Below are 24,601 nucleotides of genomic sequence, written 5' to 3' on the forward strand. Positions count from 1 at the left end.
TGCGACATAGAGGCCATGCTAGCGCTCCCTGCCATGTCGCCAGAAATCGGCGTCACTTCGTGACCGCCCGGTTCCTGAGCGAGCGAAGTGAGACGAAGGGGGGTTCGTCTGTGACACCAGGTGTGCGGCCGTGGTTGCGTCCGAAATCCGCCAGCCCCGTGCCGTGGCTCCGTGGTGGAATGAGGGCGACGAAAGGACTCCTCCGATGAGCCGCACTCCCCTTGCCGACCTCCACGTTCCAGGCGCGCCCCTGGTGCTCACTAACGCCTGGGATGCGGTGACAGCCGCCATCGCCGAGCAGGAGGGCGCCCGAGCGGTGGCGACCACGAGTGGCGGTGTCGCGTGGAGCCTCGGATACGCGGACGGCAACGCCGTTCCGATCGACGAGATCGTCGCGGCAACGCGTCGCATCGCGCGGGTGCTCACGGTGCCCCTCACGGTGGATGCGGAGGCCGGCTTTGCGGAGGATGCGGCGGACGCCGCCGCGAACGTCCGGCGCCTCCACGAGGCCGGGGCTGCGGGCGTGAATCTCGAAGACTCGTGGAGTGGCGGATTGCGCGACGCGGGCGACCAGGCGGATCGGCTGCGAGCGGTGCTCGATGCGGCGCCCGATCTCTTCGTGAATGCGCGCACCGATGCCTTCCTGCTCGGTTCCCCGACGGCTCTCGCCGACGCGATCGAGCGCGGCGTGTCATACGCCGCGGCGGGCGCTGGCGCGTTGTTCGTTCCGGGACTCACCGATCTGGACGCCCTGCGGGAACTTGTCGACGCACAGCCGCTGCCTGTCGCGGTGATGGCTTCCGTCGGTGGTCCCAGCGTTGCGGACTTCGCCGGTGTGGGCGTCGCTCGGGTGAGCGTGGGGACGGATCTCGCGGAGGCAGCCCTGCGCACCTTCCGCGAGAGCGCGCGCACGGTGCTCGCGGGATCGGCACTGCCCCTGGCCTCCTCGTCCTACGGCGAACTGAACGGCCTGCTGACACGCGGCTGACTCTGATTCACGTCGCTCGCCGTGTCGCGAGCCGAGGAGTATGCGCCGAATCGAGGACGCCATCGCTGATCGGCTCCTCGACCGAGCGCATTCTCCTGAACCCGGAATCGATACGAAGGATAGGCGACGGGCGGGCACCCATTCAGTGCCCGCCCGTCGCCTTCGCGTGTCAGTCGCGGATCTGCGCGCCGAGGCGCTCCGTGGCGACGGCGACACCGGCGAGCTTCGCCTCGGTGGCCTCGGCCGCAGTGAGCGTGCGGTCGGCGGCCCGGAAGCGCAGCGCAAACGTCAGACTCTTCGAGCCTGCGGCCAGCCCCTCCCCGCGGTAGTCGTCGACCAGGCGCACGGACTCCAGCAGATCGCCCGCGCCCTCGGTCAGCGCGGCGGCCACGGCCCCCGCCGTCACGTCGGAGTCGACGAGCAGCGACACGTCCTGCGTGGCCGCGGGGAACGTGGACAGCGATGCGGCGACGGTGCGCTCGGCAGCAGTGGAAAGCAGCAGGTCCAGATCGACCTCGGCGACGTACACGCGGCCGAGCACATCGGCATCTGCCGATACCTGCGGCAGAACCTCACCGACGTAGCCGACCTCGATGCCCGAGACCGAAAGCACACCGGTGCGACCCGGGTGCAGGGCAGCGCGCTCGCCCTGTGCCACCTCGATGCTCACGCCGGCGGCGACGCCGATGGCGCGCACCGCGTCCAGCGCGTCCACAAGATCGTAGGTCTCGGCGGTCTGTCCGGGCGCTTTGGCGACGCGGTTGCCCGTGAGGAGCACGGCGACATGCCGTGGCTGCGGCGGGATGGAGGCGTTCAGCTCGGCGAGCACCTCATCGCTCGGACGCGCACCCAGCGGCGGGACCGTGTCGGTACCGTACTGCACGCCCTCGACGGGGAGGAACCCCGACCCCGCCTCGAACAGCGCGAGGTCCACGAGACCACGCGACTGGTTGCGGTGCGCCACGGCCAACAGACCCGGAATCAGCGAACGACGCAGGAACGGCGCCGCACCATCGATCGGGTTGGCGAGACGGATCATCGGCACGGGTCCGCCCGTGGCCGAACCGTGCAGCTCGTTGGCGGCCTGCCCGATGAACGGGAAGGACGGTGTCTCCACGAAGCCGGCGGCGGCCAGCGTGTTCGACACCCGACGGCGACCGGTCTGCGCGGCGGTGAAGCCACGACCCGATGGCGGAGTCGGCAGCACGGACGGAATGCGGTCGAGCCCATAGACGCGCGCGACCTCCTCCGCGAGAGTCCACTTGTCGGTCAGGTCGGGACGCCAGGTCGGCGCGGTCACGACCGAGACTGCGTCGTCATCAGTGCGCGCGACCTGCGCACCGATGGCGGTGAGTGCGGAGACGATCTCCTCATCGGAGTACTCGACGCCGATGAGTCCGGAGACGAAGCCGTCGGGCAGCTCGATGCCGACCGACACTACCTCGCCGTTCAGCTGTCCGCCCAGCTCGTCCAGCGTCCCGCCGGCGAGCTCGACCATCAGGTCCGCAGCGCGCCGAGCGGCGACGAAGCTGACCAGCGGGTCGACGCCGCGCTCGAAGCGACGTGACGCCTCGCTCGGCAGCTTGTGCCGACGAGCGCTGCGCGCGATCGAGATGGTGTCGAAGGTGGCCGCCTCGATCAGGACGTTGCGGGTGGTCTCGCTCATCTCGGTGGTCAGCCCGCCCATCACACCGGCAAGGCCCAGCACCTGGGCATCGTCCGTGATGAGGAGGTCCTCGTCGCTGAGCGTGCGCTCCACGCCGTCGAGCGTGGTGAGCTTCTCCCCCGCCGCCGCACGGCGCACGGTGATGCCGCCGGTGAGCTTGTCGAGGTCGTAGCCATGCAGCGGCTGGCCGAGCTCGAGCATCACGTAGTTCGTGATGTCGATGAGCACGCCGAGTGAGCGCATGCCCGCCAGCGACAGGCGCGCGATCATCCATGCCGGAGTCGGCGCCGACGGGTCGACGCCCCGCACCACGCGCGTGACGAACTCGGTCGCGCCGATGTTTCCGCGAATCGGATTGCGGTCATCCACCACCACGGAGAAGCCGGTGCCCGCACCGATCTCCACTGCGGGACGATCCGCCGGGTCGGTGAAGTCGATCCCGGCCGCGAGCGCGTACTCGCGAGCGACACCACGCACCGACAGCGCGTACCCGCGATCCGGTGTGACGTTGATGTCGATGGCCTGATCGTCAAGGCCCAACAGCGCGATCGCGTCAGCGCCCACCGGCGCGTCATCGAGACCCAGCTCAGCCAGACGCAGAATGCCGTTGTGCTCATCGCCGAGTCCGAGCTCCCGCGCCGAAGCGATCATGCCGTCGGACACGTGACCGTAGGTCTTGCGCGCCGCGATGGGGAAGGGCCCGGGAAGGACCGCGCCGGGCAGCGTCACAACGACCTTGTCGCCGGGGAAGAAGTTGCCGGCACCGCAGACGATTCCGTGCACGGCGTCGCCGCCGTCGGCCGCTGACTCACCGTCGGGTGCAACCTGCACCTGGCACCAGCGGATGGTCTTGCCGTTGGACTGCGGTTCTTCCTCGAAGGAGAGCACCTGCCCCACGACGATCGGGCCGGACACGTCGAAGCCGTGCACGTCCTCCTCTTCGAAGCCCACCTTCACGAGGGTCGCCAGGACGTCCTCGGGGGTGGCCTCGGCGGGGACCGCGACGTACTCGCGGAGCCAGGAGAGCGGGATACGCATCAGATCACCATTCCGAACTGCTCGCTGAAGCGGACATCGCCTTCGGCCATGTCACGCATGTCCTGCACGTCGCTGCGGAACATGAGCGTACGCTCGATGCCCATGCCGAAGGCGAAGCCCGAGTACACCTCGGGGTCGATGCCGGCGGCGCGCAGGACGTTGGGGTTCACCATGCCGCACCCACCCCACTCGATCCAGCGGGCGCCGCCCGGGAAGGTGGGGTGCCACAGGTCCAGTTCGGCGCTGGGCTCGGTGAACGGGAAGAAGTTGGTGCGGAATCGGGTCTTCGCCTCCGGCCCGAACAGCACCTTCGCGGCGTGATCGAGCGTGCCCTTGAGGTTCGCCATCGTGATGCCCTTGTCGACGACGAGGCCCTCGAACTGAGTGAAGACCGGCAGGTGCGTGGCGTCGAACTCGTCGGTGCGGTAGACCCGCCCCGGGCACAGCACGTAGATGGGCACTTCGCGGTCGAGCATCGAGCGCACCTGCACGGGACTGGTGTGCGTGCGCATCACGAGGTGGTGATCAATGGGGTCGACGAAGAACGTGTCCTGCATCTGGCGTGCCGGGTGGTCGACATCGAAGTTCAGCGCGTCGAAGTTGAACCACTCGTGCTCGAGCTCGGGGCCCTCCGCAATCTCCCATCCCATGCCGACGAAGATGTCGCTGACCTCGTCCTGCAGCAGCGTGAGGGGGTTGCGCGCACCCGTGGCGCGGCGAGATCCGAGCGCGGTGATGTCCACACGCTCGGCTTCGAGCTTGGCTGCGGTCTCCGCGGCCTCCAGCTCCTGTTCGCGGGCCACGAGCGCCTGCGTCACAGCTCCGCGAGCCTGACCCACGAGCTTGCCGAACGCGGCCTTATCAGCCGGGGCGACGGAGCGCATCGCGGCGTTGAGGGCGGCCAGCGGCGACCCCTCGCCCTGATGAGCAGCACGGACGGTCTTGAGCGTGGCGGTGTCGGGCGCGGCCGCGATGGCGGCGAGAGCGTCCGTCACGGCGGCGTCGACCGCTTCAGGAGTGATCACGGGAGATTCAGACACGTTTTCCAGTCTACTGGCGGGCGTCCGACACCAGAGACGGCCCCGGGCATCGCCCGAGGCCGTCTCTGTGTTCACATCCGCTCAGATCTGCGGGGGTGTGTTCCCCTGGTCGTACTTGCCCGAGCGTGACTGCAGGCCGATCACTTCGGTCGTGGTTCCCTCGTGCTGGAGCGCCGGGTTCCCACCGGTGCCCTCCGCATCGGACACCAGTGCGCGCTGTCGGCGAGCCATGCGCGTCTCAACGAACTTCGCGATACCGGAGAGGATCAGACACATCGAGATGTAGATGGCAGCGACCACGAGTCCGGCCTGCAACAGGGGACGTCCCGGCTGCGAGGACAGGTACTTGGCGTAGTAGAGCAGCTCCGGGTACGTGATGATGAAGCCGAGCGCCGTGTCCTTCAACGTCACGACGAGTTGCGCGATGATCACGGGGAGCATGTTGCGCACGGCCTGCGGAAGCAGAATCAGGGCCATCACGCCGGACTTGCGGAGACCGATCGCGTAACCGGCCTCCTTCTGTCCGCGCGGGAGCGCCTCGACGCCAGCACGCAGAGCCTCTGCCAGAACGGAGCCGTTGTAGAGCACGAGGCCGAGAACGACGGCCATGTACGGCTCCATCTTGAACGGGATGCCCGGAATGGAGTTGATGCCGTAGAAAAACAGCATCATCATCACCAGCACGGGGATCGCGCGGAACAGCTCGGTGATCCATGTGACGGGCAGGCGCACCCAGGTGTGATCGCTGAGGCGACCGATCGCCAGCACGAAACCGAGCACCAGGCTGCCGACGGCGGCAGCCAGGAACGCACTGACGGTTGCCCACAGCGCGTCCAGAATCCCCTTCCACACTGCGGTGTAGGTGAAGATCTGCCACTTCGCCGCGGCGAACTGGCCACTGTCGGCGAAGCGGTAGATGATGAACGCGAGAATCCCGGCGACCACCACCACCGTCGCCACCCCGATGAGCCGATTGCGCAGCACTGCGCGGGGACCGGGGACGTCGTAGAGGACGGACGTACTCATCGTGCCACCTTCCACTTCTTCTCCATGCGGTTCTGCACCCAGCTGAGGCCCAGCACGAGGATCACGAACACGACGGCGACCCACAGCAGGATCTCCAGCATCGTTCCGGGACGATCACCGCTATCGGCCACGGTCGCTCGCAGCGCTGCGAGGTCCTTGATGCTGAATCCGGCGGCGATGGTGGTGTTCTTCAGTAGGGCGATGAACACGCTCATCATCGGTGGCAGCACCGAGCGGAACGCCTGCGGAAGCACGATGAGTGCCATCACCTTGCCGAACGGGAGACCGATGGCTCGAGCCGCTTCCGCTTGACCGACCGGCACCGTGTTGATGCCAGCGCGAAGCACTTCGGCCACATACGTCGCCGTGTAGATACCAATGGCGATGATCGGGAGAACGATCTGAGGCAGCGCGGGCAGGTCGAGCTTGGGGTACCCGAAGACGAAGAAGAAGAAGACCAGCGTCAGCGGGGTATTGCGGATGATGTTGACGTACACGGTGCCGACCCCGCGCGCGATGGGCACCGGGGAGACGCGCATCGCACCGACGATGAAGCCGAGCACGAGAGCGATCGCCCCACCCGCGAGGAAGAGGATCAGGGTGTTCCCGATCGCCTCTCCCCACAGATCGGCATTGCCGAGGATGGCATCCACTGCCACTCCTTTCGAAGGCACCGCGGCCGTCGCCTCGGGGACGACGGCCGCGGCGCAGGTGGATTACTTCTCGACCTTGGGCTGCTCGACCGTGAGTCCGGTCGCTCCGAGGTTGTTGTCGTAGATCTTCTGCCAGACGTCGTTGCCGTCCGTGAACATCGTGTTGACGAAGTCCTGCAGCGCGGTGTCGCCCTTGGGCAGGCCCACGCCGTACTTCTCCGTCGTGAAGGGCTCGCCCACGACCTTCAGCTCGTCCGGGTCCTGCGCGGCGTAGCCCAGCAGAATGGCCTGGTCGGTGGTGACCACATCGACGGTCTTGTCGATCAGCTGGTCGACACAGGCCGAGTAGAGGTCGAGACCCACGGCGGTGGCTCCGGGGTAGTTGGCCTCGATGTTCTGCAGCGGCGTGGAACCGGTTGCAGAACACACCTTCTTGCCGTCGAGGTCCTTCTCGCTCTTGATGGTGTCATCATCGGCGCGCACCAGCAGACCCTGACCGGTGATGAAGTACGGCCCGGCGAACGCGATCTGCTCCTTGCGCTTGTCGGTGATCGAGTAGGTGCCGACGTAGTAGTCGATGTCACCGTTGACCAGCGACTGCTCGCGGTTAGCGGATGCGATCGCCTTGAACTCGATCTTGCCCTCGTCAAAGCCGAGCGAGGCCGCGATCCAGCGGGCGATGTCGACGTCGAAGCCGCTGCGCTCGCCGGTGGCGGCGTCCTTGTAGCCGAGACCGGGCTGATCTTCCTTGACGCCGATGACGACCTTGTCGGCCTTCGTAATCTTGTCGAACGTCGGGGAGCCCTCGAGCTTGACGTCGGTGGCGACAGTCCACGGCGTGGACGACGCAGCGCCCTCGTCGGAGCCACCGGTGGACCCGCCCGTGGAGCCCGTGGGCGAGCCGCTGTTGCAACCCGTGAGAGCGATGGCGGCGACGGCGATACCGCCGAGTGCCGCGAGAATACGTGCCTTGGACATGTGTTCCTCCTTGTTCGGTACGTGTTCGGGGGACGTTGAGTCAGTGAGTGAGGAGCTTGGAGAGGAAGTCCTTCGCCCGATCCGTCTGCGGATTCGTGAAGAACTCCTCCGGGGTGGCTTCCTCGAGGATGCGACCGTCCGCCATGAAGACGACGCGGTCGGCAGCCTTGCGGGCGAAGCCCATCTCGTGCGTGACGACGATCATCGTCATGCCGCTGGCGGCCAACTCGATCATCACGTCGAGGACCTCGTTGATCATCTCCGGGTCCAGGGCGCTGGTCGGCTCATCGAAGAGCATGACCTTCGGCTGCATGGCGAGAGCGCGAGCGATCGCGACACGCTGCTGCTGTCCGCCGGAGAGCTGGGCCGGAAGCTTCGCCGACTGCTGGTCGACGCCCACGCGGCGAAGGAGCTCGTGCGCTTCCTTCTCGGCGTTGGCCTTGCTCACTCCCTTCACCTGGATGGGCCCGAGCGTGACGTTCTCGAGGATCGTCTTGTGCGCGAAGAGGTTGAAGGACTGGAAGACCATTCCCACATCGGCTCGCAGCTTCGCGAGCGCTTTGCCCTCCGCGGGCAGCGGCTGACCGTCGATCGCGATCGTTCCGCTGGTGATCGTCTCGAGACGATTGATCGTGCGGCAGAGCGTCGATTTTCCGGAGCCCGAGGGGCCGATGATCACGACCACTTCTCCCCTATTGACCGTGAGATCGATGTCCTTGAGCGCGTGGAAGTCGCCGTAGTGCTTCTGCACGTCCGTGACGACGACGAGCGGTTCACCTGTGTGTGGCATGGAGTCCACCTTGTCAGCACGACGCCTGTCGCGGGGACTGTTTACCGAGGCGTTATGTGAGAGGTTTCTCATTTAAACGGGCTCACGACCAGTGGATTGTCGATCTCGATGCGACACGTCACGATCGCGGGGCCCGCCTGCCGTTTGCTATGGCAAATGCGGTCTCGCCAACAGCGGCATGGGTCCGGTCACGGGTTTACGCCACCGCGCCCTCCGGAAAGACGAGAACTCCCAGCAAGATGAGAGGTCTCTCATCTTGAACGCTCAAATTGGTGCCGAAGCGGCGTGTCGCGAGCGTCAAGAACGCTGAGCGAAGGCGCTCTCGTACAGACAGACGCTGGCAGCTGTCGCGAGGTTGAGCGACTCGGCCCGGCCGAAGATCGGCAGACGCAGCGCGGTGTCGGCGAGAGCGACCGCCTCGTCGTCCAGCCCGCGGGCCTCGTTTCCGAAGAGCCAGGCCGTGGGCCGCGCCAGGACCCCCTGCGCGCGAGCGGCGAGCAGATCGTCGCCCTTCACATCGGCGGCGATCACCGTGAGGCCTGCGTCATGCGCGAGCGAGACCACCTCGGGAAGAGCCGCATTGAAGGCGACCGGGAGGTGGAAGAGGGAACCTGTGGTCGATCGGACGACCTTGGGGTTGTACGGATCCACCGTGCGTCCGGTGAGTACGACGGCGTCAGCTCCTGCAGCGTCGGCGGCTCGGATGATGGTGCCCAGGTTTCCGGGGTCACGGACCTGCTCGCAGATGGCGATCAAACGAGGACCAGCGGCGAACACCTCACGCAATGACACATGGTGCTGCCGGGCAACAGCGACCACCCCCTGCGGCGTGACGGTGTCGGCCATCGCGGCCAGCACGGAATCGCGCGCGTAGGTCACGGAGATGCCGGCGTGCTCCGCACTCACCCGAAGGTCAGCGTGCTTCTCCCACGCGGCAGGCGTGGCGTAGAGATCCTCGATCGACTCCGGCGCGTAGGCGAGAACCTCGCGGACGGCCTGCGGCCCTTCCAACAGGTACAACCCGGTCTCGGTGCGGGCGCTGCGCTTGGTCAGCTTCGCGACCGCGCGGACGCGGGGCGAGCGGGGGTTCTCGAGCACGGATCCAGTCTAGGCAGTGGTGGTGCCGTCGCGCGAAACAGCGATCACCGTGACGGAGAACGAGACAGGGCGCCCTCCCGAAGGAGGACGCCCTGTGCAGTGCGTGAGCTTACGCGGCCGACTTCGGCGCGTTCACATCGGTGGGCAACGCAGCCTTGGCGGTCGCGACCAGCGAAGCGAAGGTCGCCTGCTCGTTGACGGCCAGCTCGGCCAGCATGCGACGGTCAACCTGCACACCCGCGAGGCCGAGGCCCTGGATGAAGCGGTTGTACGTCATGCCGTTGGCGCGAGCCGCAGCGTTGATGCGCTGGATCCACAGGCGGCGGAAGTCGCCCTTGCGCTTGCGACGGTCACGGTACGCGTAGACCAGCGAGTGGGTGACCTGCTCCTTGGCCTTGCGGTAGAGGCGCGAACGCTGACCGCGGTAACCGGATGCGCGCTCGAGAATAACGCGACGCTTCTTGTGGGCGTTTACTGCCCGCTTGACACGTGCCATGTCTGTATTTTCCTAACTAGTACCGGGCGCGTTTCAGCGGCCGAGAAGCTTCTTGACGGCCTTGACGTCAGCCTTGGCGAGGACCTGGTCCTGGTTCAGGCGACCCTTGCGGCTGCTGGACTTGACCTCGAGCTTGTGGCGCATACCCGCCTGCTGCTTCATGATCTTGCCGCTGCCGGTGACCTTGAAGCGCTTCTTGCTGCCCGAGTGGGTCTTCTGCTTCGGCATCTTTCTTCCTTACTGGTTACGCCCGCGCGGGCGTGGTTGCATCGCCACGAGGGCGGGGTCTGGGAACTTACTCGGCCTCAGGCGCGGGAGTGCCCGCAACCTTGTCGGCCGTCTTCGCGTCGCGAGCGGCCTGCTTGGTCGCTGCGCGCTGGGCATTCTGCTCCGCCTTGGCATCGGACTTGTTGCGATGCGGGGCGATCACCATCACCATGTTGCGGCCGTCGATGGTCGGGTTGGACTCGACCGTTCCGAACTCTGCCACATCCTCCGCGAACTTGCGGAGCAGGCGCACACCCTGATCGGGACGCGACTGCTCACGTCCGCGGAAGAGGATCATCGCCTTGACCTTGTCGCCAGCCTTGAGGAAGCCTTCAGCGCGCTTGCGCTTGGTCTCGTAGTCGTGACCATCGATCTTCAGACGGAAGCGGACTTCCTTGAGGACTGTGTTGGCCTGATTGCGACGTGCTTCCTTGGCCTTCTGAGCGGCTTCGTACTTGAACTTCCCGTAGTCCATGATCTTGACGACGGGAGGCTTCGAGTTGGGTGCCACCTCGACCAGGTCGAGGTCGGCCTCCTGTGCCAGGCGCAGCGCAACCTGAATGGCGACAACGCCAATCTGCTCGCCAGCGGGTCCGACGAGTCGGACCTCCGGAACACGGATGCGCTCGTTGGTGCGGGGATCGCTGATGCGGAACTCCTCTGCCTATGGTTTCTGTGAGCCACCACGACACGAGGGTTCGAATCGCGGGCGGAGTGATTCCATCTCCACCCGCAGGCGTTGTACACGCCGGCTTCGTGCGCTCAAGCCACCTCTGCGAAACAGAGGCGGAGCGCAAGACCCGGTAGCCTGGAACGGCAAGCGCGGGTGGGAATGAATCCACTTTCGTTCAGGGCAGAAGCCCCGAAGCCCGTACAAGTCTATCAGAGAGTGACACGTGAATACGATTCCCGTCGATCCGGTCCGCGATGACGGCGCTGAGCGCCAGGCCCGTTGGGAGGCGGAGGAGGCTGCCGCCGCGTCCGCGAGCCGTGACATCGCCGACGTCCCCGCCGTCGAGGTCATCACCACCACGGCCGTGCATCTGCTCAGCGCCGCCGCCGTGAAGACCGGTCTGGCCGACGATCCCAACCACCAGACGGATCTGGATGAGGCCCGCAAGCTCATCAACGCGCTGGCCGGCCTTGTGACCGCCGCAGCCCCCGACATCAGCGACATGCATGCCCGTTCGCTGCGCGACGGCCTGCGTTCGGTGCAGCTGGCCTTCCGTGAGGCCTCCCCCATCCCCGATCCGATCGGCCAGGGCCCCGGCGAGAAGTACACCGGTCCGGTGAACTGACACCCCACCCGAGAAACCCAAGCAAGTCCGAGAAACCCTGCAACGCGGGGTTTCTCGGCCTTGCTTGGGTTTCTCGCGGTGAGGATCCGGTGTCAGGGGGCGCGGCGGAGGCGGACGGAGAGGGAGTCGGCGAGCGTCGCCATCCGATCGTCGGCGGCCCAGCGCTGCACGAGGCGCTGCAGCACCGCGTCGAGCTCATGCTGGTCGAGTCCGTCCATGAGCTGCAGGGTGATCACGAGTTCGGGGCCGCGCAGGCGCGCCTCGGGATCCCCGGCGGACACGGTCGCATCGATCACCGCGAGTTCCGTTCCCACGGACTCCTGGAGCGCGGTGAACACCTCGGGCGACTGCGGGCTCGGCGTCCACGGCTGCTCCTGCGCGATCGCCCAGACCGCGGGACGACGCACGACGAACTCCGTCGGAGAGGTCGGGTCGATCACGATCAGCTCGGTTCCATCCGACGCGGCTGACACCGCAGCACGCAGCCCGGCCACGGGAATCGGTCGGGCCTGCGGATCCCACGCGCTCAGCGTCGCGACGCTGGAGAAGACCGGAAGCACGGTGCGGCCATCGGGCGCCGCCACCGTGATGAGCGACAGCTCCTGCGTCTTGTCCACGGTCAGACCGGTCGGCCCGACGCCCTCGTCACCCTTCTCGGCAACAAGGGGAACCAGCACGCGCGCCTGGCGCAGCGCGTCGATCACGTCTTCCTGGCGCGCCGATCCATCACGGAACCCACGTAGGGCCGCGTCGAGTCGCGGATCAGCCGAGCCATCGTCGGCGGCGTTCGCGTTCTCCTCGAACCGACGCCCCTCCCAGGGAACGCCGGCGGAGTCGCCGATGTTACGCGCCGGCGACATCCAGCGCCTCGGCCAGCGTGAATGCACCCGCGTACAGCGCCTTGCCCACGATCGCACCCTCGACGCCCAGCGGAACGAGTTCACGCAGCGCGGCGATGTCATCCAGGCTCGACACGCCGCCGGAGGCGACGATCGGCTTCGGCGTGCGCTGGGTCATCTCGCGCAGCAGCTCCAGGTTCGGGCCGCGCAGCGTCCCGTCCTTGGTCACATCGGTGACGACGTAACGGCTGCAGCCGGCGTCTTCCAGGCGGTCCAGGACCTCCCAGAGGTCACCGCCGTCCTGCGTCCAGCCGCGCGCGGCGAGCGTCGTGCCGCGCACGTCCAGCCCGACCGCGATCGCGTCCCCATAGCGGGCGATCACGTCGGCGGCCCACTCGGGGTTCTCCAGCGCTGCGGTGCCGAGGTTGATGCGAGTCGCCCCGCTCTCGAGCGCCGCCTCCAGCGAGGCGTCGTCGCGGATGCCACCCGAGAGCTCGATGCTCACGCCGCGCAGCGAGCGGATCACCTTGCGAAGGATCGCCGTGTTGTTGCCGCGCCCGAAGGCGGCGTCCAGGTCCACGAGGTGCACCCACTCGGCACCCTGGTCAGCCCAGGCGAGTGCGGCGTCGATGGGGTCGCCGTAGCTGGTCTCCGAGCCGGCCTCACCCTGGGTCAGGCGCACCGCCTTGCCATCGGCGACGTCGACGGCGGGGAGCAGCGTGAGTGCGGGGGTGGACGCGAAGTCGTTCATTTTATCCTCGTGTACGGCGGTCACAACAGGTTCAGAGACTAGTCCGGGCAAGACTGCCGATCCAATTCGCGAGCAGCCGGATTCCGGCATCGCCCGATTTCTCGGGGTGGAACTGGGTCGCCGACAGCGGGCCGTTCTCCACGGCCGCCAGGAAGCGATCGCCATGCGTGGACCAGGTGAGCTGCGGTTTCGGGAAGCTTCCGTAGACCTCCAGCGGCCAGTCCTTCGCCGCATAGGAATGCACAAAATAGAAGCGCTCGTCCTCGATACCGCGGAACAGCACCGAGTCTTCCGGAGCCTCCACCGTGTCCCATCCCATGTGCGGAAGCACCGGGGCGTCAAGCTCGGTGACCGTCCCCGGCCATTCGTCGAGTCCGTCCGCTTCGATCCCGCGCTCGATCCCGCGCTCGAACAGCACCTGCATGCCGACACAGATGCCGAGCACGGGCCGGCCTCCCGCGAGACGGCGTCCGATCAGCTCGTGGGCCCGCTGAGCCCGCAGCGCCTCGGCCACCGCAGCGAAGGCACCGACGCCCGGGACGACCAGACCGTCCGCGTCGAGCACCAGCGCGCGATCCTTGGTCAGCCGGGCATCCGCCCCTGCCGCCTCGAGCGCCTTGACCGCGGAGTGGACATTGCCGGAGCCGTAGTCCAGAACCGCAACGACGGGGCGTGTTTCGGCGCTCATAGCGCGCCCTTGGTGCTCGGAATGCCGTCGACCAGCGGGTCGAGGGCCTTGGCCCGACGGAACGCCCGCGCGAAGGCCTTGAACTCCGCTTCCGCGATGTGGTGCGGGTCTCGTCCCGAAACGACGTTCACGTGAACGGTGAGACCAGCATTGAACGCGATGGCCTCGAAGACGTGCCGCACCAGCGATCCGGTGAAGTGCCCCCCGATGAGGTGGAACTCGTACCCGTCGGGCTCCCCGGTGTGCACGAGGTAGGGACGTCCGGAGATGTCGACGACCGCCTGCGCCAGCGCCTCGTCCAGCGGAACGAGGGCGTCGCCGTAGCGGGCGATGCCGCTCTTGTCGCCGAGCGCTTCGCGAATTGCCTGACCCAGCACGATCGCGACGTCCTCCACGGTGTGGTGCGCGTCGATATCGGTGTCGCCGTGGGCGCGCACCGTGAGGTCCGTGAGCGAGTGCTTCGCGAACGCCGTCAGCAGGTGGTTGAAGAACGGCACCGAGGTGTCGATGCTGCTCTGCCCCGTGCCGTCGAGGTCGAGCTCGAGCTCGACGGTGGACTCGCTGGTCGCCCGCTCGCGACGAGCGGTGCGGTGGGTGGTGAGGTCGGCGGTCATGTCAGGCTCCCAGTGAGGCGAGGGCGTCGAGGAATGCAGTGGTCTCATCCTCGGTGCCGGCGCTGACGCGCAGGGTCCCGGGGATTCCGACGTCGCGGATCAGCACGCCCTGGTCGTAGAGCGCCTGCCACGTGGCCGCGGGATCGGCGACCCCACCGAACAGGATGAAGTTGGTCCAGGACGGCGAGGGCTCGTAGCCGAGGGCCTCGAGCGTAGCGAACATGCGATCGCGCTGGACGACGATCTCGTCGACCATCGCGAGCATCTCGTCGGCGTGCTGGAGGGCAGCCAGCGCCGCGGCCTGCGTGATCGCGCTCAGGTGATACGGCAGGCGGACGAGGCGGAGCGCGTCGATGAAAGCGGGATCGGCGGCGAGGTACCCGACACGCGCTCCGGCGAACGCGAACGCCTTGCTCATCGTGCGCGACACCGCGAGCCGCGGACGCCCTTCGAGGAGCGTCAAGGCACTGGGCTGGTCATGCGGCGCGAACTCCCCGTACGCCTCATCGACGACGACAATGCCGTCCGTGGCGTCGTAGACCCCTTCGACCACGTCCAAGCTCAGCGGCGTTCCGGTCGGGTTGTTGGGCGAGCAGAGCAGCACGATGTCGGGTGCGGCTTCGCGGACCTGCGCGGCGGCGGACTCGGCCGTCAGGGTGTAGTTCGCGCCGCGCTCCCCCACCGCCCACGTCGCACCGGTTCCGCGAGCGAGGAGACCGTACATCGAGTAGGTCGGGCCGAAGCCGTATACCGTGCGTCCCGGCCCGCCGAAGGCCTGCATGATGTGCTGGAGGACCTCGTTCGACCCGTTTGCCGCCCAGATCTGGTCGGCGCTCAGGCCGTGACCGAGATACTTCGCAAACCCCTCGCGAAGAGCCGTGAACTCACGATCCGGGTAGCGGTTGACGTCGCGGATGATGAGCGAGATGGCATCGATGATCCCGCTTGCCACGTCATCGGGAATCGGATGCGTGTTCTCGTTGACGTTGAGCGCGACCGGAAGAGCAGCCTGCGGGGCGCCGTAGGGCGTCATCCCGCGTAGATCATCACGAAGGGGAAGGTCACCGAGAGAGGCAGTCACCGCTCCATGCTAGGCCGCGAAGGGCCGTGGCGCCGATTCGGAACTGTCATGATCCGACACGGCTCCCCACCATCAGACGCTCGGCCCCTCCCGACGACACCAGAAACGACGAAGCCGGCCCGCGCAAGAGAGAGAGAAAGAGGCGCGGACCGGCTGGATCTGGATCTGGACGAGGGACCGCACCCCGGGGCCATGCCGACGCATGTGCCGGCGAGCACGCCCCAGCGTGCGAACTCCTCAGGTCTGATACCTACTCAGCGTCGAAATAGGAGCTCGGGATCGCGAGCGTCTGCCCTGCCGACAGCGCGTCCGTGTGCAGGTTGTTGAGGCGAGAGATCTCGGCAACCACATCACGCGGGTCTGCCTCCGGTGCCACCGTGGTGGCAATGCTCCACAGTGAGTCGCCGGGCATGACGGAGATGTTCGTGAACGTGCCCGCCGGGGCACCGGCCTCATGAGAGGCGATCGCCGAACCGCCGCTCAGGACAGCGACCGCGATCACCGCGATGAGCGGAAGGCTCGCAAGGAAGGTGAGCACGCGACGACCGCGCGCGGTGATGCGCAGACGCGTGCGCGGCGAGGTCTGCGACGACGATGCCGACGTGAAACGCGGTGCCGGCGAGGCGGTGATGCCGGTGGCGATGCTGATGGTGCTCATGTTCTGTCCTCCCTCTCTCGGTATGGTTCGCATCCGGGCCTCGGCCGGGAGGGCCGGATGCGAACCTACGTACCGAATATATGTTCGATGTACGAATCCGTCAACCCGTTTTTCGAATCCCGGCTGATCGAAATCAGCGACACGCTCGAACAAAAGTCCTCGGATCACTCGAAACTCGGATACGGTTTCGATACGCACAGCACACCACGGACCACCGACATTGGCGTTTTCGCCCGAAGGAGCAAGGACATGAGCGAGGCATCCGGCCCCGACACCACGCTGGAGAGCGGCCCCGCGACAGGCTCCGATCGCCCCGTGGAGAGCACCGGACGCACCGGTACCCGACGCCGTCGGAGTCTCAGCGAGAAGCAGCTCGCCATCCTGGAGGTCATTCAGCGCTCCATCGCGCGCAACGGCTATCCGCCGAGCATGCGCGAGATCGGTGACGCGGTGGGCCTGAAGTCACTGTCCAGCGTCACGCACCAGCTGGGCCAGCTCGAGCTCAGCGGATACCTGCGTCGCGATCCGGGCAAGACCCGCGCGATGGAGGTGCTGATCGATCTGCCGGGTACGGCCGCCGAGAACCCCGCAGACGCGATGACCCCGGTGGGCGATGCGGCACTGGTCCCGCTGGTCGGACAGATCGCAGCCGGTGTGCCGATCACGGCGGACCAGCAGGTCGAGGAGATCTTCCCGCTGCCGCGTCAGCTCGTGGGCAAGGGCGAGCTGTTCATGCTGAAGGTGAACGGCGAGTCGATGATCGATGCCGCCATCTGCGACGGTGACTGGGTTGTGGTGCGCGTGCAGAACGATGCCGACAACGGAGACATCGTGGCCGCGATGCTCGACGGCGAGGCCACGGTCAAGACCTTCCGCCGTCGCGACGGCCACACCTGGCTCCTCCCCCGCAACACCGCGTTCGAGCCCATCCTCGGTGATGAGGCGACGGTCCTCGGCAAGGTCGTCGCCGTGCTCCGCGCCATCTGACCCCGCGACCAAACGCCCGAGGCCCCCGGATCTGAGATCCGGGGGCCTCGGGCGTTTGCCAGGTCAGGCGCTGATGCCGACACGGACGTTCTTCGTCGCCGCCACCAGGTTGCGCAGCGACTCCACCGTCTCGTCGTAGCCACGGGTCTTCAGACCACAGTCCGGGTTCGCCCACACGAGCTGGTGCGGCAGAACGTCCACGGCGCGCTGCAGGATGGCCTGCTGCTCCTCCACGGACGGCACGCGCGGCGAGTGGATGTCCCAGACACCCGGGCCGACGCCGTGCGGGAAGCCGGAGTCGCGAATGTCGTCGATCACGTCGCCGCGGCTGCGCGCCGCCTCGATCGAGGTGACATCGGCATCGAGCGCCGTGATCGCGTCGATCACGACGGAGAACTCCGAGTAGCACAGGTGCGTGTGGATCTGCGTCGCGTTGTGTGCACCGGCCGTCGCGAGACGGAAGGAGCCCACCGACCAATCCAGGTACGGCGCCTGGTCCTCGGCCTTCAGCGGCAGAAGCTCGCGCAGGGCGGGCTCGTCCACCTGGATGATCTTGATGCCGGCGTTCTCGAGGTCGGTGATCTCGTCGCGCAGCGCGAGACCGACCTGGTTCGCGGTCTCGGCCAGCGGCTGGTCGTCGCGGACGAAGGACCACGCCAGGATGGTCACGGGTCCCGTGAGCATGCCCTTCACGTGCTTCTCGCTCAGGGACTGCGCGAACTCGGCCCAACGCACCGTCATCGGGGCCGGACGCGACACATCGCCCCACAGGATCGACGGACGCGTTGCACGCGAGCCGTACGACTGCACCCAGCCGTTCTGCGTCACGGCGAAGCCGTCCAGCAGTTCGGCGAAGTACTGCACCATATCGTTACGCTCGGCCTCGCCGTGCACCAGCACGTCGATGTCGAGGTCGTGCTGGAGGTCGATCACGCGAGAGATCTCGTCGCGGAGGAAGCCCTCGTAGGCGGCGTCGTCGATCTCGCCCTTGGCGTGCGCGGCACGAGCACGACGGATGTCACCGGTCTGCGGGAACGATCCGATCGTCGTGGTGGGCAGGACCGGAAGGCCCAGGGCCGCGGTCTGCTCCGCGACGCGCTCCTCCTCGTTGCCGCGCTCGAAGTCGACGGCGGCGAGGCCGGCGGTACGAGCACGGACGGCGTCCACGCGAACGCCCGGCGCGCCTGCACGATCGGCCAGCGCGGCCGTCGCGGCATCGAGCTCCGCGGCAATCGCGTCGCGGCCGTCAACGAGTCCGCGCGCGAGCACCTCAACCTGCTGGACCTTCTGGTCGGCGAACGCCAGCCAGGAGCGGAGCCGCTCATCGAGCTGCTCCTCATCGGCCACATCGTGCGGAACGTGCTGCAGGGACGTCGACGTTCCCACCGAGACCTGCGCCGCGCCAAGACCGCGGGCGGCCTCCAGCTTGTCGAAGGCGGCGGCGAGATCGCCCCGCCAGATGTTGCGGCCGTCGACCACACCGGCGACCAGGACCTTGGTCTCCAGACCGGCGACCGGCGCCAGCAGCGACCCACGAGTGAGGTCGATGGCGAGCGCCTCGACGGGAGCCGCGGCCAGGACGCTCCACGCCTCGGCCGAGAGCTGCGCGTAGCCGGAGGCGACCAGGATCTGCGGGCGACCGGCAGCCGCACCCAGCACCGCATAGGCACGCTCGGCAGCGGCGGCGAGCTCGGCGTCGGAGTACGGCAGGCTCTGGCTGACCAGGGCCGGCTCGTCCAGCTGAACCCACTCGGCACCAGCGGCACGGAGAGAGGCGAGCAGCTCGACGTACACCGGCAGCAGGTCCTCCAGGCGCTCCAGCGGACGGTAGTCCGCCCCAGCCTCATCGGAGGCCTTCGCGAGTGCGAGGAAGGTCACCGGGCCGACGAGCACCGGACGCGTGGTGAACCCGTCTTCGCGCGCTTCGGCCACCTGCTGTGCGAAGCGGTCGGACGAGAGCGAGAAGGCGGTCTCCGGACCGATCTCGGGCACGAGGTAGTGGTAGTTGGTGTCGAACCACTTCGTCATCTCCAGGGGGGCGTGCTCACCCACGCCGCGCGCCGCCGTGAACAGGGCGTCGAGCCCGAACGAGCCGTCCGCACCGCGAAGGTCCTGGAAGCGGGTCGGAAGGGCGCCGACCGCCACGGTCAGATCGAGCACCTGGTCGTAGTAGGAGAAGGACTCCGGGATCGACGAGTCCTCACGGCCGAGGCCGAGGTCGGCCAGGCGACGACGCGTGGCGGCGCGCAGCTCCGCCGCCGTGCTCTCCAGCTCCTCGACGCTGCTCTTTCCCGCCCAGTGCGCCTCCACGGCTCGCTTGAGCTCGCGGCGGCGTCCGATGCGCGGGTAGCCGAGGATCGTCCCGGCGGGGAAAGCGGTCATCGTGCAGTCTCCTTATGTGAGGTGAGGATGCCGGCCTCGCGAAGCACCGCGAGAACCGTGTCGTGATTGTTGAACGCGTAGAGATGGACCCCGGGGGCACCGCCATCGACAACGGCGCGCGCGAGCTTGGCGGCGTAGGCCACGCCGAGCTCACGCTGGCCTTCAGGCGTCGGCTCGATCTCGAGGCCAACGATCAGCTCGCCCGGGATGTCCTCGCCGGTGAGCTCGAGAACGCGGCGGAGTCGCTGCGGGGAGGTGATCGGCATGATGCCGGGAAGGATGGGGATGGTGACTCCGGCTTCGCGCGCACGGATCACGAAACCGAGGTAGTCCTCCGGGTGGAAGAAGAGCTGGGTGATGGCGAGCGTCGCGCCGGCCGCCTGCTTGGCGAGCAGCGCATCGATGTGCTCGCGCGGGAATCGCGACCGCGGATGGCCGTTGGGGAAGGCGGCCACGGCGATGTCGACCCGCTGGCGCGGATCCACACGCGCCGCCCCCGGCAGACCCGGGAGGTCGGCTTCCACGTAGGGCGCGCGCTCCGCCTGGACTCGGTCGATGAGCTGCACCAGCTGGGCGGCGGATTCCAGATCGCCCTCGAAGGCGTCCGCTTCGGTCATGCCGGCCGGAAGGTCGCCGCGGAGGGCCAGGAAGCTGCGGATGTCGGCGTCGAGGAACTCGCGGATGAGCGTCGCGGCGCCGGAGTAGGTGTTGCCCACGCAGGTGAGGTGGGCCAGCGGCTCGACGGTGGTGTGCTGGCGGATGTACTTCAGAACATCAAGCGAGCGGCCGCCCACCGAGCCGCCGGCACCGTAGGTGACCGAGATGAACCGGGGGCCCGCAGCAGCGAGGGCCTGGATGGTCGTCTCCAACGCCTCCCGCGACTGCTCAGTGCGCGGCGGGTACAGCTCGAAGGAGAACGGTACGGAGGAGGTGGTACAGGACATCGGTCAATCTCGGTGAGTGGGGACGGATGGCGGGCCCCTCCGCACCGTCGCTGGACTCCGCGGCGGTGGGTCAAAGATAGGTCACGATCACAGGGGCATCGAAATGGGTGTGACGTCGTGTGTCGACGGTGTGACGTCATGTGTCAGGACGCTGTTGTGTGGCGCCTCTCGGCCCCTCGGCGGGGCCCCGTCAATGTCCGTGCCGGCGAGTAGGGTCGAGTCATGAGCGAGACCCTCCCCTTTGGAACCTGGCCGTCGATCATCACTGCCGCAGACGTCGCCGCGGCCGCGCCGCGGTATGACGGAGCCACTTTCGTGGGCGATGAGGTGTGGTGGGCGCAGTCCATTCCCGCCGAGGGCGGACGAATGGCGATCTACCGCGAGGGTGACACCGCTCCCCTGCTGCCGTCGCCGTGGAGCGCTGGTTCTCGGGTGCACGAGTACGGCGGCGGGGCGTGGGCGGCGACCGATGCCGGCGACCTGCTCTTCGTGGAGAAGAGCGACCAGCGGATCTACCTGCTTGCCGCAGGCTCTGCCGATCCACGGCCCCTCACGCCGATCGATCCTGCCGCACGATTCGGCGGCCTGCGGCTGCAGCGCGGGCGCCTGCTGGCAGTCCGGGAGGTGCACACCGCTGCTCCCGTTCCCGAGCGCGACATCGTGGACGTTCCGCTCGACGGCTCAGCGGTCGAGCATCCCACCCCCCTGATCTCGCTCGCTGCCGGCAGCGATTTCCTTGCCGGCCCCGCCATCAGCCCCGACGGAACACGTCTCGCGTGGATCGCGTGGAGTCATCCGTCCATGCCCTGGGACGCGGCCGAGGCGCGCGTCGGGATCCTCGGTGCCGATGGCGTGCACGACGTCCGCACGCTGTCACGCACCTGTACGACGCAGGTGGCCTGGGCGGCAGACGGCTCGGTGCTCTTCACCGATGACCCCACCGGGCGCTGGAACCTGTACGCCACGTCTCCGGATGAGGTCGCCCAGCGCGCTCTCGCACCCGCGGACGCGGACACCGGTGGGCCACTCTGGGTGCTCGGAGCACGATGGTTCGCGCCACTGGAGGACGGACGCATCGTGGCGGTGCGCACGAACGGCACCGATGAGCTCGTGCTGATCACCGGCGAGAGCGTGCAGGCGCTGAACGTGCCGATCACCAGCGACGTCCACGTGGAGGCCGTGCGCGGATCCCGTGTGCTGCTATCCGGCAGCAGCGCCACGATCCCGACGGGCTTCTGGGTGGTCGACGCGGATGAGGCCGCCGAGCCGCGCCTCATCGCCGGGGGCACGCTGCCCTGGGACGCGTCGTGGCTGCCGGTGTCGCGCCAGGTGAGCTTCGCCGGTGAGCGCGGCGAGGTGCATGCGTTCGACTATCCGCCCACGCATCCCACGGCGACGGCGCCGGTGGGAGAACGTCCCCCGTACGTAGTGCTGGCTCACGGCGGTCCCACATCGCATGTCTCGGGTGGCGTCTCCTCCGTGGTCGCCTACTTCACCAGCCGCGGAATCGGAGTGCTGGACGTGAACTACGGAGGATCGACCGGCTATGGGCGCGCGTACCGTGAACGTCTCGCGGGTGCCTGGGGCATCGTCGACATCGATGATGTGCTGAACGCGGCGGCATCCTTCGCCGCCACGGGTGCAGCGGACTCTGCACGCCTCGCGGTGAAGGGCGGTTCTGCCGGCGGACTCACCGTGTACGGCGCTCTCGAGCGCGGCGATACCTTCTCCGCCGGAATCAGCCGGTACGGCGTCGCCGACCTTCGCACGCTCGCGACGGATACGCATGACTTCGAGGCACGCTACCTCGACGGACTGATCGGTCGATTCCCCGAGGATGAGGACATCTACGTCGAGCGTTCGCCTCTGACGCACGCGGATCGCATCGCCGCTCCGGTGCTGATCCTGCAGGGTGCCGACGATCCCGTCGTGCCGCCGTCGCAATCGGAGATGATCCGGGATGCTCTCGCTGCGCGTGGCGTGCCGCACTCCTACGTCCTCTACCCGGGGGAGTCCCACGGATTCCGCAGTCGCGACACCATCATCGACGCGACGGAGCGCGAACTGGCGTTCCTCGCCGCCGCGTGGGGCTTCGCGCCCGAGGGAATCGCCCCGCTGAGCTTCGACTGAACCTGGAATGACGAACGGGCGGTGCCTCCTCAGAGGCACCGCCCGTTCGTGCGAGATTACTTCGACGTGCCCTGAGACACCGAACCCTGTAGCTGACGCTGGAACAGGATGTAGACGACGAGCACCGGGATGATCGTGATCATCACGGCCGCGAACATCTGACCGAAGTCGAGGGCGTATCCCGCCGAGGACGCATAGGACGCCATGCCCTGAGAGAGCACGTAGTTGTCCTTGTTGGTGTTCAGCGAGATCGGCAGCAGGAACTGGTTCCACAGCCCCAGGAAGTTCATGATCGCGACCGCCGACATTCCCGGCTTGGCCATCGGCAGCATCACCTGGAAGAACGTGCGCCATTCGCTGGCACCGTCGACGTAGGCGGCTTCCTGAATCTCGTACGGCAACGACTTGAAGAACGAGAAGAGGAAGAACACCGTGAACGGCAGCGCGAACGCCACATACGTGACGATGAGACCCGGCAGCGTGTTCAGCAGCCCCATACTCTGCAGGATGAAGAACAACGGCACGATCGCGAGGAACACCGGGAAGGTGAGGCCGGCGAGCATCAGGTAGTAGATCACCCTGCTGCCCGGCAGCTCGAAGCGCGCCAGAACATACGCACACATCGCCCCCAGCACCATGACGAGCACGAGCGAGACGCCCACCACGATCACGGTGTTGATGAACATCTGGCCGAACGCGTTGTCCACCCAGGCACTGACGTAGTTGTCGAAGTTCCAGTCGGCGGGCAGGCCGAACGGCGACGCGAAGATCTCCTTCGTCGTCTTGAACGAGCCGATCAGCGTCCAGATCATCGGGAGGATGACGACCAGCGACCACAGCGCCATGACGACGTGCGAGGCACCGCCCACCACCTTGTCGCTGGTGGTGGATTTCACCGTGCGCACCGGGAGCGGAGCGCGGGACTTGCGGTTGATCGTGACGGAGGCACGGGTGTCGGCGCTCATGAGCGACCTCCTTCATCACGACCGGCGAAGAGACGGAAAAGGCCGATGATCAGCGCTGCGAACAGCAGCGTGATGACGGCGAGCACGATGCCCATCGCGGTGGCGAGACCAAACTGGCCTTTCTCGAACGCGGTGCGGAACAGGTACTGGCTCATCACCAGGGTGCTGTTGCCAGGACCGCCCGTGGAGTTCAGACCGGCCATGTAGACGAACGCATCGAGAGCCATGATGCCGAGGTAGATGTACGCCGTCTGAACGTTGTCGCGCATCTGCGGCAGGAGGATCGAGCGCACCGTACGCCAGCGACCGGCGCCGTCGATGCGGGCCGCCTCCAGAGTCTCCGCGGGAATGCCCTTGATCGCGGCGATGAACAGGATCATGTAGAACCCGACCATGCTCCAGACGATCACGAAGATCGTCGCGCCCATGGCGGTGCGCTCGTCACCGAGCCAGGAGAACTGATTCGTGTCCAACCCGATGAGCCCGAGAACTCCGTTGAACAGGCCCGTCGGCGCGTAGATCATGTTCCACAGGATCGCGATCACGATCGCCGGGATCACATACGGGAAGAACGAGATCACGCGGTAGAAGGTGGACCCCTTGAGACCGCGGACCTGGCCGTGGCTGGGCCCGCCCACCGTGATCATGCTGGCGAAGATGAGTGCGATGACGATCGTGATCAGCGGCACGATCAGCGCGAGCACGATGTTGTTCATCATCGCGCGCATGAAGATCGGGTCGTTGAAAAGGGTGACGAAGTTCTGGATCCCGGTGAACTGCATGTTCGGCGAGAAGCCGGTCCAGTTCGTCATGCCGTAGTACAGCGCCTGCACGAACGGCGAGATGACGAAGATCAGGAAGATCGCCAGCGGCACTCCGAGGAACACCACCAGGAACGAGACGAAGTCAAACGTCAGCTTCCGCCGCCCCAGACGGGACGGCTTGCGCCGCCCCGTCTGGGCTGCTGTGACCGCGGCCGTCGCCAGGGCCGGTCCACCGCTGACGGTGGAATTGCTCACTTGATCTCGATCTTCTCGACGGAGCTGTCGTTGCGGACTTTGTCGACGAGGGCCTGGAGCTGCTTGGTGATCTCCTCAACGGTCATCTTGCCGTCCAGGAACGAGTTCCAGATCGGGAGCTGATCAGAGTTCATGCCATACAGGTTGGTGGACTTGATGGTGAACATGCCCGACCCTGCCGCGTCGATCATCTCGACCTGCGACA

Annotated in this window: 24 protein-coding genes and 1 pseudogene; 4 read left to right on the forward strand and 21 right to left on the reverse strand. The window is 67.1% G+C overall.

The window, feature by feature from the left end; translation table 11 throughout:
* Positions 1 to 205: 205 nt before the first annotated feature.
* On the forward strand, positions 206 to 988 hold the full coding sequence (locus tag ACI3KU_RS16240; protein WP_404923365.1) for an isocitrate lyase/phosphoenolpyruvate mutase family protein: 783 nt from the start codon (positions 206 to 208) through the stop codon (positions 986 to 988).
* A 169-nt stretch (positions 989 to 1,157) separates the two neighbouring features.
* On the opposite strand, the gene pheT is transcribed toward ACI3KU_RS16240, so the two are convergent.
* From pheT to infC, 10 genes are all read right to left on the reverse strand, one after another.
* Positions 1,158 to 3,692 (reverse strand): phenylalanine--tRNA ligase subunit beta, encoded by a 2,535-nt coding sequence (gene pheT / locus ACI3KU_RS16245; protein WP_404923366.1) that lies wholly within the window; start codon positions 3,690 to 3,692, stop codon positions 1,158 to 1,160.
* Positions 3,692 to 4,732, reverse strand: a complete 1,041-nt coding sequence (gene pheS, locus ACI3KU_RS16250; RefSeq protein ID WP_404923367.1) for a phenylalanine--tRNA ligase subunit alpha — start codon at positions 4,730 to 4,732, stop codon at positions 3,692 to 3,694. Before pheS ends, pheT begins: the two co-directional genes overlap by 1 nt.
* Before the next feature lie 81 nt (positions 4,733 to 4,813).
* Positions 4,814 to 5,758 carry an amino acid ABC transporter permease gene (locus tag ACI3KU_RS16255; RefSeq protein ID WP_404923368.1) on the reverse strand — a complete coding sequence of 315 codons (945 nt, stop codon included), beginning with the start codon at positions 5,756 to 5,758 and terminating at the stop codon, positions 4,814 to 4,816.
* Positions 5,755 to 6,411 (reverse strand): amino acid ABC transporter permease, encoded by a 657-nt coding sequence (locus ACI3KU_RS16260; protein WP_404923369.1) that lies wholly within the window; start codon positions 6,409 to 6,411, stop codon positions 5,755 to 5,757. Before ACI3KU_RS16260 ends, ACI3KU_RS16255 begins: the two co-directional genes overlap by 4 nt.
* A 63-nt stretch (positions 6,412 to 6,474) precedes the next feature.
* Entirely contained in the window at positions 6,475 to 7,389 is a 915-nt protein-coding gene (locus ACI3KU_RS16265; RefSeq protein ID WP_404923370.1) for a glutamate ABC transporter substrate-binding protein, read from the reverse strand.
* Positions 7,390 to 7,429: 40 nt separating this feature from the next.
* Entirely contained in the window at positions 7,430 to 8,179 is a 750-nt protein-coding gene (locus ACI3KU_RS16270; protein ID WP_404923371.1) for an amino acid ABC transporter ATP-binding protein, read from the reverse strand.
* A gap of 297 nt (positions 8,180 to 8,476) precedes the next feature.
* The gene (locus ACI3KU_RS16275) at positions 8,477 to 9,277 is read right to left on the reverse strand and encodes a TrmH family RNA methyltransferase (protein ID WP_404923372.1); all 801 of its coding nucleotides are present in this window, start codon (positions 9,275 to 9,277) and stop codon (positions 8,477 to 8,479) included.
* A 109-nt stretch (positions 9,278 to 9,386) separates the two neighbouring features.
* Complete coding sequence (gene rplT, locus ACI3KU_RS16280; protein WP_404923373.1) at positions 9,387 to 9,773, reverse strand: 50S ribosomal protein L20; 387 nt, start codon at positions 9,771 to 9,773, stop codon at positions 9,387 to 9,389.
* A gap of 33 nt (positions 9,774 to 9,806) precedes the next feature.
* On the reverse strand, positions 9,807 to 10,001 hold the full coding sequence (gene rpmI / locus ACI3KU_RS16285; protein WP_231093026.1) for a 50S ribosomal protein L35: 195 nt from the start codon (positions 9,999 to 10,001) through the stop codon (positions 9,807 to 9,809).
* A gap of 67 nt (positions 10,002 to 10,068) precedes the next feature.
* Positions 10,069 to 10,689 (reverse strand): translation initiation factor IF-3, encoded by a 621-nt coding sequence (gene infC, locus ACI3KU_RS16290; RefSeq protein WP_404923387.1) that lies wholly within the window; start codon positions 10,687 to 10,689, stop codon positions 10,069 to 10,071.
* A 247-nt stretch (positions 10,690 to 10,936) separates the two neighbouring features.
* On the opposite strand from infC, the gene ACI3KU_RS16295 reads away from it, so the two are divergent.
* Positions 10,937 to 11,338 carry a DUF1844 domain-containing protein gene (locus tag ACI3KU_RS16295; RefSeq protein WP_404923374.1) on the forward strand — a complete coding sequence of 134 codons (402 nt, stop codon included), beginning with the start codon at positions 10,937 to 10,939 and terminating at the stop codon, positions 11,336 to 11,338.
* A 92-nt stretch (positions 11,339 to 11,430) separates the two neighbouring features.
* Here the strand turns inward: ACI3KU_RS16295 and ACI3KU_RS16300 are convergent, their stop codons facing one another.
* From ACI3KU_RS16300 to ACI3KU_RS16325, 6 genes are all read right to left on the reverse strand, one after another.
* Positions 11,431 to 12,198: an SseB family protein gene (locus tag ACI3KU_RS16300; RefSeq protein WP_404923375.1), complete on the reverse strand. Its 768-nt coding sequence runs from the start codon at positions 12,196 to 12,198 to the stop codon at positions 11,431 to 11,433.
* Positions 12,182 to 12,928, reverse strand: coding sequence for a bifunctional 1-(5-phosphoribosyl)-5-((5-phosphoribosylamino)methylideneamino)imidazole-4-carboxamide isomerase/phosphoribosylanthranilate isomerase PriA (priA, locus tag ACI3KU_RS16305; protein ID WP_404923376.1), 747 nt, complete (start codon positions 12,926 to 12,928; stop codon positions 12,182 to 12,184). The genes ACI3KU_RS16300 and priA overlap by 17 nt, the downstream gene beginning before the upstream one ends.
* Positions 12,929 to 12,959: 31 nt before the next feature.
* Positions 12,960 to 13,616 carry an imidazole glycerol phosphate synthase subunit HisH gene (hisH, locus tag ACI3KU_RS16310; RefSeq protein WP_404923377.1) on the reverse strand — a complete coding sequence of 219 codons (657 nt, stop codon included), beginning with the start codon at positions 13,614 to 13,616 and terminating at the stop codon, positions 12,960 to 12,962.
* Positions 13,613 to 14,230, reverse strand: coding sequence for an imidazoleglycerol-phosphate dehydratase HisB (gene hisB / locus ACI3KU_RS16315; protein ID WP_404923378.1), 618 nt, complete (start codon positions 14,228 to 14,230; stop codon positions 13,613 to 13,615). The genes hisH and hisB overlap by 4 nt, the downstream gene beginning before the upstream one ends.
* Before the next feature lies 1 nt (position 14,231).
* Positions 14,232 to 15,311 carry a histidinol-phosphate transaminase gene (locus ACI3KU_RS16320; RefSeq protein ID WP_404923379.1) on the reverse strand — a complete coding sequence of 360 codons (1,080 nt, stop codon included), beginning with the start codon at positions 15,309 to 15,311 and terminating at the stop codon, positions 14,232 to 14,234.
* 250 nt (positions 15,312 to 15,561) lie between these two features.
* Positions 15,562 to 15,969: a LysM peptidoglycan-binding domain-containing protein gene (locus ACI3KU_RS16325; protein ID WP_404923380.1), complete on the reverse strand. Its 408-nt coding sequence runs from the start codon at positions 15,967 to 15,969 to the stop codon at positions 15,562 to 15,564.
* A 249-nt stretch (positions 15,970 to 16,218) separates the two neighbouring features.
* Between ACI3KU_RS16325 and lexA the strand changes: the two genes are divergently transcribed.
* Positions 16,219 to 16,956, forward strand: coding sequence for a transcriptional repressor LexA (gene lexA / locus ACI3KU_RS16330; protein ID WP_404923381.1), 738 nt, complete (start codon positions 16,219 to 16,221; stop codon positions 16,954 to 16,956).
* Between the two features lie 63 nt (positions 16,957 to 17,019).
* Here lexA and metE read toward each other — a convergent pair whose 3' ends face one another.
* Together metE and ACI3KU_RS16340 are read right to left on the reverse strand one after the other, a co-directional pair.
* On the reverse strand, positions 17,020 to 19,338 hold the full coding sequence (metE, locus tag ACI3KU_RS16335) for a 5-methyltetrahydropteroyltriglutamate--homocysteine S-methyltransferase (RefSeq protein ID WP_404923382.1): 2,319 nt from the start codon (positions 19,336 to 19,338) through the stop codon (positions 17,020 to 17,022).
* The gene (locus tag ACI3KU_RS16340; RefSeq protein ID WP_404923383.1) at positions 19,335 to 20,282 is read right to left on the reverse strand and encodes a methylenetetrahydrofolate reductase; all 948 of its coding nucleotides are present in this window, start codon (positions 20,280 to 20,282) and stop codon (positions 19,335 to 19,337) included. The genes metE and ACI3KU_RS16340 overlap by 4 nt, the downstream gene beginning before the upstream one ends.
* Positions 20,283 to 20,504: 222 nt before the next feature.
* Here ACI3KU_RS16340 and ACI3KU_RS16345 point away from each other — a divergent pair, with 222 nt between their 5' ends.
* A complete protein-coding gene (locus tag ACI3KU_RS16345) occupies positions 20,505 to 22,412 on the forward strand; it encodes a prolyl oligopeptidase family serine peptidase (RefSeq protein WP_404923384.1) in 1,908 nt (635 codons plus the stop codon).
* 56 nt (positions 22,413 to 22,468) lie between these two features.
* Here ACI3KU_RS16345 and ACI3KU_RS16350 read toward each other — a convergent pair whose 3' ends face one another.
* The 3 genes and pseudogenes from ACI3KU_RS16350 to ACI3KU_RS16360 all read right to left on the reverse strand — a co-directional run.
* Positions 22,469 to 23,377 carry a carbohydrate ABC transporter permease gene (locus ACI3KU_RS16350; protein WP_404923385.1) on the reverse strand — a complete coding sequence of 303 codons (909 nt, stop codon included), beginning with the start codon at positions 23,375 to 23,377 and terminating at the stop codon, positions 22,469 to 22,471.
* Positions 23,374 to 24,396 (reverse strand): carbohydrate ABC transporter permease, encoded by a 1,023-nt coding sequence (locus ACI3KU_RS16355; RefSeq protein WP_404923386.1) that lies wholly within the window; start codon positions 24,394 to 24,396, stop codon positions 23,374 to 23,376. The genes ACI3KU_RS16350 and ACI3KU_RS16355 overlap by 4 nt, the downstream gene beginning before the upstream one ends.
* Positions 24,393 to 24,601: pseudogene (locus tag ACI3KU_RS16360) on the reverse strand (carbohydrate ABC transporter, N-acetylglucosamine/diacetylchitobiose-binding protein); the annotation flags it as partial. The gene ACI3KU_RS16355 and the pseudogene ACI3KU_RS16360, both read right to left, overlap by 4 nt.

The sequence above is a fragment of the Microbacterium sp. ZW T5_56 genome, from assembly GCF_044987425.1.
GTDB lineage: Bacteria > Actinomycetota > Actinomycetes > Actinomycetales > Microbacteriaceae > Microbacterium.